Raw genomic sequence first — 14677 nt, 5'->3', positions numbered from 1 at the left:
TTCAGCCCTCGATCTGACCGAAATCGGCGATCAGGGCTGTGGTCGTGCGGAAAGTCGCCAGAAGCTTCAGACGGTTGGCACGAATGTCGGCTTCCGGGGCGTTGACGGTAACAGCATCGAAGAAGCGGTCCAGCGTCGGGCGCAGGGCTGCAATGGCCTGCATGGCATCGGTGAAACGCTCGTCTTTCAGGGCTGTCTCGATCGCAGGCACGGCACTGTTCAGGCCATCTGCCAGAGCGCGCTCTTCGTCCTGCGCATAGAGAGACGCATCTGGTGTTCCCTTGTGAGGACCGTCCTTTTTGTCTTCGATGCGCAGAATGTTGGCGGCGCGCTTGGCTGCGGCGAGAAGGTTCTTGCCATCTTCCGTCTGGATCATGTCAGACAGCGCCGAAGTACGAGCCAGAAGGCGTACAAGATCGCCGTCCAGACCGCCTGCCAGGGTGGCAGCCAGAACGTCGTGGCGCTCGCCTTCACTGCGAAGCTGAACGCGCAGACGGTCTGCCATGAAGTCCGGCAGTTTGGCGAGTTCTCCGCCGGCGCGACCATTTGCCGCCTTGGCAAAGAGGTCCGTCAGATCCAGGCGCAGGCCGTTGTCACGAATAGTGCGGATTACGCCCAGTGCCGCACGACGCAGGCCGTACGGATCTCCGGAGCCGGTTGGCGTCTCGCCAATGGCAAAGAAGCCAGCCAGCAGATCCAGACGATCCGCAAGGGCCACGGCAATCGAGACAGGCGCTTTTGCCGTATCGTCGGACTGGCCGCGCGGCATGTAATGCTCGGCCACAGCCTTTGAAACGGCGTCGCCTTCGCCATCATGTGCTGCGTAATAGCCGCCCATGACGCCCTGAAGTTCCGGGAATTCGCCGACCATACCGGTCGTCAGATCAGCTTTAGACAGCAGGCCTGCGCGCTTTGCCTGTTCGATCTGCTCTCCGCTCAGGCCCATGGCAGAAGCGACAGTTCCGGCGAGGTCGGAAATCCGCTTGGCGCGCTCGCCCTGCGTTCCCAGCTTCGCATGGAAGGTCACGGCATCGAGGGCTGCCACGCGGTCCGCGAGCTTTGTTTTGCGATCCAGATCCCAGAAGTGGCGGGCATCGGCGAAACGGGCACGCAGAACGCGCTCGTTTCCGGCGATCGTCAGCTTGCCGCCATCCTTGAACGGCAGGTTAGCGACGAAGGCGAAGAACGGCGCGGCTTTGCCGTCTGCATTGCGCAGGGCGAAATAGCGTTGATTGATGCGCATCGAAACCTGCATGACTTCGGCAGGCAGGTCCATGAATGCGTCGTCGATGCGGCCCAGAAGTGGAACCGGATATTCGACCAGACCGGCGACTTCATCGACCAGTCCTTCATCTTCCACAACCGTAATGCCCTGCTGTTCAGCCAGACGGTGAACACCGGTACGGATCATGTCGCGGCGCTTGTCCGCGTCCACGATGACGGAGCGTGTTTCCAGCTCTTCCAGCCAGTGATCTGCCGAACGGACTTCAAACGCGCCGGGCGCCAGGAAGCGGTGACCTTCGGACAGGTTGGAGGACTTCAGGCCGTGAGCATCATCTCCATCGCGGGCGAGCGAGAAGGGAACGACCTTGCCATCAAGCAGGCAGGTGATGCGGCGGAGCGGGCGGACCCATGAAAAGTTTGAGCCAGCACCCCAGCGCATGGATTTGGCCCAAGGGAACTTCCACAGAAGGTCTGGCACAGCTTCAGCCACGCGGCTTTCCGCGCTCACGGGATCAAGCTGCTTGTTGAGAACCCAGAAGCCGTTTTCCAGCGTGAGTTCGTCAGCCGTTACTCCATGCTTGCGGGTAAAGCCTTCCAGAGCCTTTTCCGGTGCGCCTTCGCGGGGGCCACGCTCGGAGACGGTGCGAGCCGGGATTTCGGCATCGACGTTTAGGACGGTCGCGATACGGCGGGTACCATAGAACGTCTGAATATCGGATGGGTTAAGGCCATCGAGCGCTTTGGTCAGAAGGGCGCCAAGTTCGCTGGCAGCCTTGGGCTGCATGCCTGCCGGGATTTCCTCGCAGAACAGTTCAAGCAACAGTTCAGCCATTGGACGTCTCCTCCTCGCCAGCAAGCCACGCTTCACAGGAGGCTTTCGCCAGCGTCCGGACGCGTCCGATATAGGATGCGCGTTCAGAGACGGAAATCACGCCGCGGGCATCCAGAAGATTGAAAAAATGGGAAGCCTTCAGGCACTGATCGAATGCAGGCTGTGCGACGCCAGCTTCTGCCAGACGGATGGACTCTTTTTCCGCATCGTTGAAATGCGTGAGCAGCATCTGCGTGTCGGCCAGTTCGAAGTTGTGACGGGAATAGTCGCGTTCGGCACGCAGGAACACGTCCCCGTACTTCAGGCCCTTGCCGTTGAAGTCCAGGTCGTAAACGTTCTCAACGCCCTGAACATACATGGCCAGCCGTTCCAGCCCGTAAGTCAGTTCGGTAGAAGGCATGACGGTCGGGATACCGCCAACCTGCTGGAAATACGTGAACTGCGTGACTTCCATGCCATCACACCAGACTTCCCAACCCAGACCCCAGGCGCCGATCGTCGGGTTTTCCCAATCGTCTTCCACGAATCGGATATCGTGCTTTTCGGGATCAATCCCGATGGCGCGATAGCTCTCCAGAAGCAGATTCTGGCTCTCTTCCGGGGTTGGCTTCAGCAGGACCTGATACTGGTAATAGTGCTGGAGGCGGTTCGGGTTCTGGCCGTAACGACCGTCCGACGGGCGGCGGCAGGGCTGCACATAGGCCGCAGCCCATGGCTTCGAGCCCAGAGCGCGCAGGGTCGTATGAGGGGAGAGCGTTCCGGCTCCGACTTCTGTGTCATAGGGCTGCAGGATAGCACAGCCCTTTTCAGACCAGAATTGATGAAGGCGCAGGATCAGGTCCTGAAAGCTGAGCGGCCGGGTCGCAGACAATTCAATAGGCTCCGGTTGGCAAAATTGGCGGTTACCTTACAGCCTGAGGTCCATAACCGGAAGTGAGCGGGGCTATTGGACTGCTAGATCGTTGAAAATTCGCTGCCAGCCTTATCAAACGCCGCTTTACCGTCAGAGCTGGCGCTTATTCCGGTTGTTACTTTCAGCACGAAGGCATGTCTCCTGTCTGAGCCGCAAGGGTGGAGAAGGTCGAATATACATCCGCAGCAATTTCGGTCAGGGCAAAGCTCTGGCCATCACATGATTCGACGTGGCTTGCTGTCGGCTTGGAGGCAGCCGTGACATCGCGGATGTCCTCGTCAAATGGACGAATCGCTATGACACGGGAATGGCTGGAAAGGCGTGGGTAGCCCAAGCATGAAACTAAAGATCAGACACTGTGTTTGACTGCATGATATGCAGGTCGTCGTGAGCCTTAAAAGCAGTCAAGTGCGTTACGTCTAATTTAGTAGCAGGCTTGATGGAGCTGCAGGTCGATCCCTTGTCGATTGAGCGCTGGTGCCTCATATGATGGGGGAGAACGTAACTTCTTCGTCTGGAAGGATCAAAGACGATGAACAACGAAGAACGCGAAGTCATTTCCCGCTTTATCGGCCGTGTTGGTGGTGCGCAGCAGGGAGGTGGCTTCAGCCAGCAGCAGATGCCAGCTCTTCCGCCGATCGACCCCGAGGCTGATCGCTTCATTGCTGATAACTTCCAGAAATATCCGGAAGCCCGTTATCGCGTGACGCAGATGGCGGTTGTGCAGGAAGCAGCTCTTGCTCAGGCGCAGAATCGTATCCGTCAGCTGGAATTTCAGCTTCAGCAGGCGCAACAGCAGCTTCAGCAGGCTCAGCAGAGCCGTCCTTCCGGAAGTGGCGGACTGTTCGGTGGTCTGTTCGGCGGTGGCAATAACAACCGCCAGCAGGCTTCTGCTCCGCCTCCGGGCTGGGGAGCTCAAGGTGGTGCCATGCCTCCGCCAAACTTCCAGCCGCAGCAGCAGTATGGTTATCCGCCAGGATATCAGCCTGGCATGTTCCAGCGCGGTGGATCGGGCTTCCTTGGCTCCGCTCTGACGACGGCTGCGGGTGTGGCTGGCGGCATGATGGCAGCAAATGCGCTTGAAGGTCTGTTCAGCGACCATCACTCCGGTGGGGACGCCGGTGCTTTTGGTGGCGGTGGCGAAACCATCATCAACAACAACTATGGTGATGCTGGCTCCGATCCTTTTGGCGGTGCAGGCACGGATGCAGGTGGCGGCTTCACTGATTCCGATTTTGGCGGCGGCGGAGGAGACTTCGGCGGTGGCGGAGACGGTGGTGGCTTCGACGACATGTTCTAAAGGCGCAGCATGTTACGCCTGATAGAACTTCTATCCAAAAAACCCGCCGGGCTTTGTCCCGGCGGGTTTTTTGCTGTTTGCCAACCCGAATGCCTATGCTGCGTTTGTTTCTGTAACGAGATTTTCCACTATTTTCAGGGGCTGTCCGATGAGCACCAATGATTTTCGCGACCTAGTGGCCTTCAAGGATCTGGAAGAGGGACAGATTGCCTCTTTTTCCATTGAGGGGACTTCGGTTGTTCTGGTGAAGGACGGCGAGGAGGTGCATGCCTTGGGTGGCAAGTGCCCCCATAAGGAAGCGCCGATGGAGCAGGGCGCGTTCTGCAAGACTGAAAAAGGCAGCGTGTTAGTCTGTCCTTGGCATAAGGCGGTTTTCGATGCCGTTGACGGCAGTCTCGTAGAGCCGCTCGCTCTTGAGCCCCTGCCACGGTATCCGGTGGAAATTGTTGACGGTCGGGTATTGGTCGGCACCAGCCCCATGAAGCGGGATGTGCCATCAGCGCGTCAGGAGGATGAAACAGTCCTGATTCTCGGCGCCGGTGCAGCAGGCCTGATGGCTGCGGTGACACTCCGTCAGGAGGGATTTGCCGGGAAAATCACGATGGTGACGGAAGAAAAGCACCGTCCATATGACCGGACGGCCCTGAGTAAGACCGTATTGCTGAGCGAGCCGGAGAAAGCGCACGCTCCTTCGCTGCGAAGCGAATCTTTTTATGGCCAGCACCGTATTGGTCTGAAGCACGCAACAATTCAGACCTTCGATCCTGCTACCAAAACGGCTGAATTATCAGACGGAACGAGCGTGTCTGGCGATCATGTTCTGATCGCAACGGGCGCGCGGTCCAAGCGCCTGGACATTCCCGGTGCAGACCTGAAGCGCGTCTTTACGCTGCACAGGGAGCAGGATGCGGAAGAGATTGCCCGGGTTATTGACCCGGATCAGGCCGTAACGATCATCGGTGCGAGTTTCATAGGCCTGGAAGTGGCTTCCTGCCTGCGACAGCGCGGTGTGGGAGTGACTGTCATCGCCTCCACAGACGTGCCGATGGAAAAACACTTTGGTCGAGAGATTGGAACGCGTCTGCGCCAGTTACACGAAGAAAATGGTGTGGCGTTCATTTCCGACGCAAAAGTCGTGAAAATTTACGGAGAGAAAAAGGCCGAAGGCGTAGAGCTGGAAGATGGCATGAAGCTGCCAGCATCCTTCATTCTGGCCGGCATCGGCGTGACGCCTGCAACCGGATTTGTGCAAGGCCTGGACCGGGATAAGGACGGTGCCATCGTTGTCGATCATCTGATGCGGGCAGCGCCCGGTGTTTACGCTGCAGGGGATGCGTCTGCCATCCTGCATGAGGGGAAACCACGGCGAATCGAGCATTGGCGTCATGCGCAGGTGCAGGGACGGATCGCCGCAATGGCCATGATGGGACACGAGACCAGCCATATGCCGACGCCATGGTTCTGGACGCAGCAGTTTGGCAAGAAGATCGAGCTGCTAGGTTGGGGTGAGAGCTTCGATAACGTCAGCCTTGAAGGGGATATCAAGGGCTTCAGCTTCCTTGCGAGCTATCTTAAGGACGGAAAGCCTGTTGCGTTGGCGGGCGCGGGTCATGCGTATGACATGGCCAGAGCCGCCGTCGATTTCGAAGGTTTTGTGCAGGAAAAGGTCTGAACCGCGCACGAAGCTTGACATGAGCGGGCCGTCCCGGCTTCCTGCGCCCACTTATCCGCCAGGACGTTGAAGAGGCCCGACATGCATCCATACCGCACCCATGACTGTAGCGCCCTGCGTGAACAGGACGCCGGACAGACCGTCCGCCTGTCCGGCTGGGTGCACAGCAAGCGCGACCATGGTGGCCTGCTGTTCATCGATCTGCGTGACCATTATGGCGTGACACAGGTTGTTATCCCTGCTGGCACGGACCTGCTGGAAAAGGCCGAGCGCCTTCGCGTTGAGAGCGTCATTACCGTTACCGGCAAGGTTGTGGTCCGTCAGGGTTCCCAGCGGAACCCGAACCTGCCGACGGGTGACATCGAAGTTCTTGCCGAAGAGCTGGAAGTCCGTTCCAACGCGGCTGTTCTGCCATTTCAGGTGGCCGGTCAGGAGAATTATCCTGAAGAACTGCGCCTGAAGTACCGCTATATCGATCTCCGTCGCGAGAAGATGCATCAGAATATCATGCTGCGTAGCCGGGTCATCACCAGCCTGCGTCAGCGCATGATCGAGCAAGGCTTCACCGAGTTCCAGACCCCGATCCTGACGGCCTCTTCCCCGGAAGGCGCGCGTGACTTCCTTGTGCCGGCACGTTTGCATCCGGGCAAGTTCTATGCGCTTCCGCAGGCCCCGCAGCAGTTCAAGCAGCTTGCAATGGTTGCGGGTTTCGACCGTTACTTCCAGATTGCTCCGTGTTTCCGCGATGAAGCGTCACGCGCTGATCGTAGCCCGGGCGAGTTCTATCAGCTCGATTTCGAGATGTCCTTCGTCACGCAGGAAGACGTCTTCACGGTTCTGGAGCCGGTTCTGGCTGGCGTCTTCAACGAATTCACGCCGGAAGGCTGGAAGATCACGGACGGCGCATTCCCGCGCATTCCGTATGCTGATGCCATGCGCGACTACGGCTCCGACAAGCCGGATCTGCGTAACCCGCTGATCATCAAGGACGTAACGAATGCTTTCCGGGACTCCGGTTTTGGTCTTTTCGCCAAGATCGCAGCTTCTGGCGGGCAGATCCGTGCGATCCCGGCGCCGGGTGCAGGTGATCGCCCACGTGGTTTCTTTGACAAGCTGAACACCTGGGCGCGTGAGAGCGGCGCAGGTGGTCTGGGCTACATTATTTTCGAGGCAGAAGGCGGAAAGGGCCCGATTGCCAAGAACCTTGAAGCTGAGCGCGTCGAGAGCATCCGTGAGATCTGTGGCCTGAAGGCTGGCGATGCTGTGTTCTTTGCTGCTGGCAAGGGTGACGAAGTTGCCAAGTTCTCCGGCGTTGTTCGCACCAAGGTGGCGACAGAGCTGGACCTCATTGAGAAGAATGCCTTCCGCTTCTGCTGGGTGGTGGACTTCCCGATGTTCGAGCTCAACGAAGAGACGGGCAAGGTGGACTTCTCCCACAATCCGTTCTCCATGCCGCAGGGTGGTCTGGACGCGCTGAACACGCAGGACCCGCTGACGATCAATGCCTACCAGTACGACATCGTCTGCAACGGCGTGGAGCTGTCCTCCGGCGCAATCCGGAACCATCTGCCGGAAGTCATGCTGCGCGCCTTCGAGATCGCAGGTTATGGCCCGGAAGTTGTGGAAGAGCGCTTCGGTGGCATGCTGAACGCCTTCCGCTACGGCGCTCCGCCGCATGGTGGTGCTGCTCCGGGTGTGGACCGTATCGTGATGCTGCTGGCTGATGAGCCGAACATCCGTGAGGTCATTCTTTTCCCGCTGAACCAGAGCGGCGAAGACCTGATGATGGAAGCCCCGGCTCCGGTCGAGCCAGCCCGTCTGAAGGAGCTGCATCTGGCGCTGGATCTGCCGAAGCCAAAGCCTGCTGTCACAAAGTAACGTATTCGTGCCTGACGTCTGAAAAAGCCGGTACTCCTGAAGGGGTACCGGCTTTTCTTTTGTCCGCTTTTCGAAAAATTCAGGGGCATCATGATAGTCTGCCTTCCCGGCTGAACTTCGGAAGGTCTGTTGTCTATGCCCGTTCGCCCAACGGCCTCTTTTGGCAGGCGCCTGTATCTTGGAGCGGAGTTCCTAGCGCTATACGGCGGCGGCCCTTTGCTCATTCTGTCTCTTCGCCGGGCCGGGTTGTTGTTCGGCCTGCTCTGGGTTGCCGCGCTTCTGGCTTTCGTCTCGCTCAGGCACCAGAAGTCAGAGGTCCATGATTTTCCGAGAGAAGCACGCAGAATTTTACTGCGTTTCACAGCTCTCGCTCCACTGATCGTGCTGCTGACATGGTGGGTCTGGCCAGACGTATTCCTGAGCCTGCCGAGACAAAAGCCGCTGTTCTGGCTGCTGGTCATGGTGCTCTATCCCATTCTGTCCGTCTGGCCACAGGAGGTTCTGTACCGGGCGTTTCTGTTCTCCCGATACGACTCTTTGTTCCGTATTGCGCCAGTGACGATTGCGGCCAGTGCCGTGGCATTCGGCTTTGCGCATATTCTGTTTCTGAACCGGATTGCCGTGGGCATGACGCTGATAGGGGGAGCGCTGTTTGCGAGCGATTACAGTCGGCATCGTTCGCTCACCCTGACCTGCTTTGAACACAGCCTGTACGGATGTCTGATTTTCACGGTGGGGTTAGGGCGGTTTTTCTACACGGGTGCGGCCTGGCATCAGTGATGAATGGAAATCTTACTATTCCATGATGTCTATATTGAGCATGACGAGCAGAGCTTATCGTAAGAGCAAGGTTTCAGGGGGAGCCGATGCTTTCCTGACCTCTTAACGGAGCACACTCATGGCTAGATTTACGACATCCGACGGGGCAGAGATTTATTTCAAGGACTGGGGCACCGGAAAGCCCGCCCTGTTCAGCCATGGCTGGCCGCTGAGTTCAGACATGTGGGATTCACAGATGCTGTTTCTGGCACAGAACGGCTACCGTGTGATTGCCTTTGACCGGCGCGGGTTCGGGCGGTCAAGCCAGCCCTGGGATGGCAATACCTATGATCGTTTTGCTGATGATATTGCAGAACTGATCGAAATCCTGGATCTGAGAGATGTGACGCTGGTCGGCTTCTCGATGGGGGGCGGGGATGTCACCCGGTATCTGACACGCCATGGCAGTGACCGCGTTGCGAAGCTGGTGCTTCTGGGGGCTGTCACGCCTGTTTTCATGAAGCTGAACGATCATCCCGAAGGGGTTGATGCGGCTGTTTTCGATGGCATCATCGAAGGCTTGGTGAAAGACCGGGCCCAGTTCCTGAAAGACTTTGCGGTGCCCTTTTACGGGATCAATCATGGCGCGGAGATTTCTGACGGTGTTCTGGGGCAGACGCAGCAGATTGCTCTTCAGGCGTCCTTGCGGAGCACGATCGAGTGCGTCAAGGCATTCTCCAGGCTGGATTATCGGGAAGACATGAAGCAGATCACCGTCCCGACCCTGATTATTCATGGAGATGATGACCAGATCGTGCCTTTTGAGGCCACAGGCGCCCTGACGGCAAAACTGGTTCCGGGGGCGGTTCTCAAGGTCTATGCCGGTGCGCCGCACGGTTTTGCGGTCACCCATGGAGATCAACTGAACGCGGATTTGCTGTCTTTTCTGCAATCCTGATCAGAAAGACCCCGGCCAGACACAGGTCGGGGTCTTTTTTTTGCTCAATGCTGTGCTGCGTCAGCGTAAAATGGATAGTCGGTATATCCCCGTGCATCGCCGCCATAGAATGTAGAGCGATCATAGGAATTCAGCGGCCAGTTCTGACGCAGACGCTCGACCAGATCCGGGTTTGCGAGGAATGAGCGACCAAAGGCGATCAGATCCGCCTGTCCAGAAGCCAGCAGAGCTTCGGCGCTTTGTCGGTCAAATCCGCCCGCGGCAATGATGGTGCGGGAAAAAACCTGCCGAAGCGTTCCAGCATCCACAGGGTCCGGTTCTGCATCGCTCCCGATGCGGGGTTGCACAACATGAAGATAGCCAGCGCCCAGACGATCCAGTTCAGAAGCCACATAGCGGAACGTTGCCGGGCGGTTGCTGTCTGCCATGGTTCCATAGCGCCCGCTTGGAGTTACTCGTACGCCAACCCGGTCCGGCCCCCATACGGTCATTGCAGCCTGAGTCACCTCCAGGAGGAAACGGGCGCGATTTTCAAGTGAGCCGCCATAATCGTCTGTGCGGGTGTTGCTGCCATCCTGAAGGAACTGATCCGGCAGATATCCATTCGCACCATGGATTTCCACGCCATCAAAGCCGGCTTTCAGTGCGCGTTCGGCAGCCTGTTCGTAATCCTTGATGATCCCGGGAATTTCATCCCGATCAAGCGCGCGTGGCATGTCGTAGGGCACCGTCCCCGTAACCGTCCAGGCGTCTCCATCGGCGCGAATGGCTGAAGGGGCAACGGGAGCAACACCACCCGGCTGAAGGATGCGTGCGGACTGACGGCCAACGTGCCAGAGCTGAAGAACCATTCTGCTGCCTTTGGCATGAACGGCATCCGTGATGTGCTTCCATCCCGGAATCTGGCTGTCATCGTAAATTCCGGCCGCGCGCTCAAAGCCATATCCAGTGAGGGAGACGGGGGACGCCTCCGAAATCAGCAGGCCGCCTTCCGTTGCGCGTTGGCTGTAATAGGTGCGCATCAGATCATTCGGCAGATTACCCTCACTGGACCGCATACGGGTGAGTGGTGCCATAACAACCCGATGGCTCAGTCGCGTGGGACCGACGAAGCGTGGTGTGAAGAGAAGCGTCGTCATGCTGATGGTGTTCCGTTGTCTCAAAAGGATGTCCGGTATGGATGCGTCCTGTGACAGCCAGAATGGTTATTCTCTGATAATATGCGTAGATTGGTTTTTCAGATATTTATTATTCTTAAAGGGAATAAATATGGATCGTCTTCAAGCCATGACGGTGTTTGTAAAGGTGGTGGAGGTCGGATCTTTTTCAGGGGCTGCCCGCCTGCTGAACGTCGGTCAGCCGTCGGTTTCCAAAGTCATCGCACAGCTTGAAGCCCATTTGGGCACAGCGCTTCTCTTACGGTCCACGCACGGTCTCACCCCAACGGATGCCGGGCAGCGTTACTACGAGCGTGCAGCCAGAATTATCGAAGATGCCAGAGAAGCGGACAGTCTGGCGCGGGGAAGCGGCAAGGAACTATCGGGGCGCTTGCGGATCGCTATTCCCACCACATTCGGGCGTATCCATCTGGTGCCACAGCTTGGGCAGTTCACCGCACGATATCCCGAGCTCGAGCTTGACGTTCAAATGGATGACAGGCGCGTAGACCTGATTTCGGAAGGGATCGACATGGCCGTCAGGATTGGTCGTCCTGAAGATACAGCCGTGATTGGCCGACGTCTGGCGCGCGGGCGCCGATCCGTGATGGCAAGCCCCGCATATCTTGAAAAATTCTCTGCTCCATCAGCCCCGGCAGATTTGGAAAACCATCACATGGTTCTCTATGCACAGGGCCGACAGCTCCGAGCCGTTTTTACAAGGAACAATGACAGTCAGGAGGTTTCGCTACGATCCGGACTTCGTTTGAGTGCTGCGGAGGGAATTCGGGCTGCTGTTCTTTCGGGGCAGGGCATGACCATTGCGGCAGACTGGATGTTCGCACCGGAGCTGGCAGCCGGACACGTGCAACGGTGTCTGCCTGACTGGTCCTTGGAGGCGGTAGAGCTCTGGCTGTTATTCCCCGCCGGACGGATGGTCAGTGCCAAAGTGCGAGCCATGGCAGATTTTGTAACTGAAATTGTTGACGGTCTTCAGAAGGCGGACCCCTGATCTAGGGGCAGCGAGAGAATTGTTACAGAGCGCAGCAGAGAATCTTTTTTCCGCCACAACTCCGCCTGATCACTGCCTTGTGAGGGCAGCAAGGTGCACTCCTACGCAGCGCCTTTTGTAAAAGGAGTGAGACGTTATGTTGAAACATCTGTCGGGCTTGCTCGCCGTGTCGGCGCTTTTTGTCGGAGCTATGGCTCTGCCACCCATTAGTGGCACGGCCCATGCCCAGTTCGTTCCTTATCAGGGGCCATATCGCCAGACGCCGCCCCCTCCGCCACATCCCCCCAATGAGAGAATTCCACCGCATGCACGGACCATGCAGTGGATCCCAGGGCAGTGGAAATGGGTCGGAAACGGCTATCAGTGGGTGCCAGGCCATCTGGCCCGGGTGCAAGCCCACAGGCCGCCGCCATACTCACCGCGGGGTTAAAACGGAAAAGCCGCTCCTTGAAAGGGAGCGGCTTTTTTTGTGGCTTACCGGAGGGTCACAATCACCGGAACATGGTCTGAAGCTTTTTCAGCCGAACGCTCTTCACGGTCGATCGTGAACGAGACAAGCCGTTCGGTGACGCGTGGGGAGAGCAGAGCGTGGTCAATGCGCAGGCCTGAGTTCCGTTGGAATGCGGCGGCCTGATAGTCCCAGAATGTGTAGTGACGACCAGTAGGATGAACAGCGCGTAGAGCGTCTGTCAGACCCAGCCATTGCAGGCGGTGGAAGGCTGCGCGGGTTTCCGGTCGCACCAGCGCATCAGCAGGCGACAGAGCCTTGGGCGCGAGATCTTCATCTGTGGGGCAGACGTTATAATCTCCGATGAAGGCGAATGACTTTTCGCTTTCCAGAAACTCTTTCCCCCGGACCGCCAAAGCCTCAAAGAACGCGAGTTTTTTGCTGTAGCCATCTTCTCCGCCGGAGTTCCCGTTGGGAAGGTAAAGGTTACCAATCGTCAGACCATCAAGCTCACATTCAATATAACGAGCCGTGGGGTCATCGAAGCCGGGCAGGGTGTGCGTTGTAACGTCAAATGGGCGGCGGCCAATGAACGCTACGCCATTGTAAGCTTTCTGGCCTGTCGTGGCGACGTGATAGCCTGCGTCCTTGAAAACCGCCGGGAACTGGCTGTCCTCACACTTGATTTCCTGAAGGCAGAGCAGGTCGCACTCCGGATGACGCTCCAGCCAGTCCTGAACGAGATGCGCGCGGGCGCGGATGGAATTGATGTTCCAGCTTGCGAAGGTAAAGGACATTCGATCAGGCCAGCGAGAAGCTTGTACCGCAGCCGCAGGCTGAGGCTGCGTTGGGGTTCGTGACCGTGAAGTGCGCGCCCATCAGCTTGTCCACGAATTCCAGCTCAGCGCCTTCAAGCAGATCGAGGCTGGTTTCATCGACATAGACGGTCGCACCATCGCGTTGGATCAGAACGTCATCATCGTTCTTCGTGCGATCCAGCTTGAACTGGTATTGGAAGCCATTGCAGCCCCCCGCCAGAACAGCGACGCGCAAAGCCAGCCCTTCGGGTTCCGGCTGGGCGGAAATGATTTCCACAATCCGTGCTGCCGCACTGGCAGACATGGTGAAGGAAGGGGTTTCGGACATTGCTCGTTCCCGGTTTCTGGAGGTCTGCTGAAAGGCAGGACGGTTCTGGTCCTGATTATATGGTCAGACTGGGGTCAGGGGCAAAGGGGTAGAGTTGCGCTGAAGGGAGCCTGTCGTAGAATGAGGCGTTTGATCCAGCAATTAGAGTGCTTTCCGCGCCTAAGGATCATCAGGGGAGTGTGTTGATGCCTGCCATCTATGCGGTTCAGGAAAAAGGTGCGCGAGGCCGACTCTACCCGGAGACAGAAAGCCCTGTCCGTTCTCCATGGCAGCGGGACCGGGATCGCGTCCTGCATTCCGCCGGCTTCCGGACGCTTCAGTACAAGACGCAGGTGTTTATCAATCATGAAGGTGATTTCTTTCGCACCCGTCTGACCCATTCCCTGGAAGTTGCCCAGATTGCCCGTTCGATTGCCCGAAGCCTCGACCTGAATGAGGACCTGACAGAAGCGCTCGCGCTAGCCCATGACATGGGTCACACGCCGTTTGGCCATGCCGGAGAAGATGCTCTGGCCCTTGCCATGCAGGATTGGGGTGGTTTCGATCATAACACGCAGTCCCTTCGCCTCGTGACGTCGCTTGAGACGCGCTATCACGCTTTCGATGGCCTGAACCTGACATGGGAAACGCTGGAAGGGCTGGCGAAGCACAACGGCCCGGTTAAGCGCCCAACGCCTTATCTGGCTGAATATGATGCGCGTCATCATCTTGATCTCAGCAGCTACGCGTCAGCTGAAGCGCAGGTTGCGGCCATGTCGGATGATATAGCCTATCATGGCCACGATCTGGATGACGGGCTAAGAGCCGGTCTTCTGACGTTCGACGACATTGAAGATCTTCCTCTGGTGGGTGATGCGCTTCGGGCGTCGCGTGAGATGGAGCGTCGCACGGGTCGCGAAGCGATGGATCAGGCACAGCGTGTCCGTCATGAGACAATCCGCGTGGTGATTAACGCTCTCGCGACGGATCTCACGGATCAGACGCGCCGCAATCTTGAGGCTCTTGATCCGCAGTCCGCGGATGACATCCGCCATGCCGATCATGCGGTTGTGGCGTTCAGTCCCGAGATGCGGGAAAAGAACAAGGCTATCCGCAAATTTCTTTACGCCCGCATGTATCGCCACTGGCGGGTTAATCGCATGGCGCGTAAAGCGAAGATCGCGCTGGCTGAAATCTTTACGATCCTTTCAGAAGAGCCGGGCCTTCTGCCAGACCCACTCAAGGATCGTGCCAAGGCCGCAGATGACATGGAACGACGGCGTCTGGTGGCCAATTATATCGCCGGAATGACCGATCGTTTCGCGATGGAAGAACATCGACGGTTGACGGACCTCTCCGTGCTGGGCTGATAAAGCCCCTCCAAGACGATACAGGTTAC

At 57.8% G+C, this 14677-nt stretch carries 13 protein-coding genes; 8 read left to right on the top strand and 5 right to left on the bottom strand.

Annotated features, from left to right (window positions below):
- Position 1: 1 nt before the first annotated feature.
- Both glyS and GCE01_RS01515 read right to left on the bottom strand, forming a co-directional pair.
- Positions 2–2056: a glycine--tRNA ligase subunit beta gene (gene glyS, locus GCE01_RS01520; RefSeq protein WP_099210472.1), complete on the bottom strand. Its 2055-nt coding sequence runs from the start codon at positions 2054–2056 to the stop codon at positions 2–4.
- Positions 2049–2927: a glycine--tRNA ligase subunit alpha gene (locus GCE01_RS01515; protein WP_086634592.1), complete on the bottom strand. Its 879-nt coding sequence runs from the start codon at positions 2925–2927 to the stop codon at positions 2049–2051. The genes glyS and GCE01_RS01515 overlap by 8 nt, the downstream gene beginning before the upstream one ends.
- A 574-nt stretch (positions 2928–3501) precedes the next feature.
- Here GCE01_RS01515 and GCE01_RS01510 point away from each other — a divergent pair.
- The 5 genes from GCE01_RS01510 (at position 3502) to GCE01_RS01490 (ending at position 9536) form a co-directional block, all read left to right on the top strand.
- Positions 3502–4269: a DUF2076 domain-containing protein gene (locus GCE01_RS01510; protein WP_046899725.1), complete on the top strand. Its 768-nt coding sequence runs from the start codon at positions 3502–3504 to the stop codon at positions 4267–4269.
- Between the two features lie 148 nt (positions 4270–4417).
- Positions 4418–5941 (top strand): FAD-dependent oxidoreductase, encoded by a 1524-nt coding sequence (locus GCE01_RS01505; protein ID WP_099210470.1) that lies wholly within the window; start codon positions 4418–4420, stop codon positions 5939–5941.
- 81 nt (positions 5942–6022) lie between these two features.
- Complete coding sequence (gene aspS / locus GCE01_RS01500) at positions 6023–7819, top strand: aspartate--tRNA ligase (protein WP_099210468.1); 1797 nt, start codon at positions 6023–6025, stop codon at positions 7817–7819.
- Between the two features lie 135 nt (positions 7820–7954).
- Entirely contained in the window at positions 7955–8599 is a 645-nt protein-coding gene (locus GCE01_RS01495; RefSeq protein WP_099210466.1) for a CPBP family glutamic-type intramembrane protease, read from the top strand.
- Positions 8600–8717: 118 nt separating this feature from the next.
- Positions 8718–9536 (top strand): alpha/beta fold hydrolase, encoded by an 819-nt coding sequence (locus GCE01_RS01490; protein WP_099210464.1) that lies wholly within the window; start codon positions 8718–8720, stop codon positions 9534–9536.
- A gap of 44 nt (positions 9537–9580) precedes the next feature.
- Here GCE01_RS01490 and GCE01_RS01485 read toward each other — a convergent pair whose 3' ends face one another.
- Positions 9581–10675, bottom strand: a complete 1095-nt coding sequence (locus GCE01_RS01485; protein WP_099210462.1) for an alkene reductase — start codon at positions 10673–10675, stop codon at positions 9581–9583.
- Between the two features lie 130 nt (positions 10676–10805).
- Here GCE01_RS01485 and GCE01_RS01480 point away from each other — a divergent pair, with 130 nt between their 5' ends.
- Together GCE01_RS01480 and GCE01_RS01475 are read left to right on the top strand one after the other, a co-directional pair.
- Complete coding sequence (locus tag GCE01_RS01480) at positions 10806–11705, top strand: LysR family transcriptional regulator (RefSeq protein WP_099210460.1); 900 nt, start codon at positions 10806–10808, stop codon at positions 11703–11705.
- Between the two features lie 136 nt (positions 11706–11841).
- Positions 11842–12135 (top strand): hypothetical protein, encoded by a 294-nt coding sequence (locus GCE01_RS01475; RefSeq protein ID WP_080951390.1) that lies wholly within the window; start codon positions 11842–11844, stop codon positions 12133–12135.
- Positions 12136–12179: 44 nt separating this feature from the next.
- Here the strand turns inward: GCE01_RS01475 and GCE01_RS01470 are convergent, their stop codons facing one another.
- Together GCE01_RS01470 and GCE01_RS01465 are read right to left on the bottom strand one after the other, a co-directional pair.
- Positions 12180–12950 carry an exodeoxyribonuclease III gene (locus tag GCE01_RS01470; protein ID WP_099210458.1) on the bottom strand — a complete coding sequence of 257 codons (771 nt, stop codon included), beginning with the start codon at positions 12948–12950 and terminating at the stop codon, positions 12180–12182.
- A 4-nt stretch (positions 12951–12954) separates the two neighbouring features.
- Positions 12955–13299 carry a HesB/IscA family protein gene (locus GCE01_RS01465; RefSeq protein ID WP_046899719.1) on the bottom strand — a complete coding sequence of 115 codons (345 nt, stop codon included), beginning with the start codon at positions 13297–13299 and terminating at the stop codon, positions 12955–12957.
- 185 nt (positions 13300–13484) lie between these two features.
- Here GCE01_RS01465 and GCE01_RS01460 point away from each other — a divergent pair, with 185 nt between their 5' ends.
- Positions 13485–14648, top strand: coding sequence for a deoxyguanosinetriphosphate triphosphohydrolase (locus tag GCE01_RS01460; protein ID WP_086634584.1), 1164 nt, complete (start codon positions 13485–13487; stop codon positions 14646–14648).
- The last annotated feature ends 29 nt before the right edge of the window (positions 14649–14677 follow it).

This window comes from Gluconobacter cerinus (assembly GCF_002723935.1).
Taxonomy (GTDB): domain Bacteria; phylum Pseudomonadota; class Alphaproteobacteria; order Acetobacterales; family Acetobacteraceae; genus Gluconobacter; species Gluconobacter cerinus.
The sequence above is the reverse complement of the archived record's forward strand: the minus strand, read 5'-3'. Positions and strand labels throughout refer to the sequence as shown.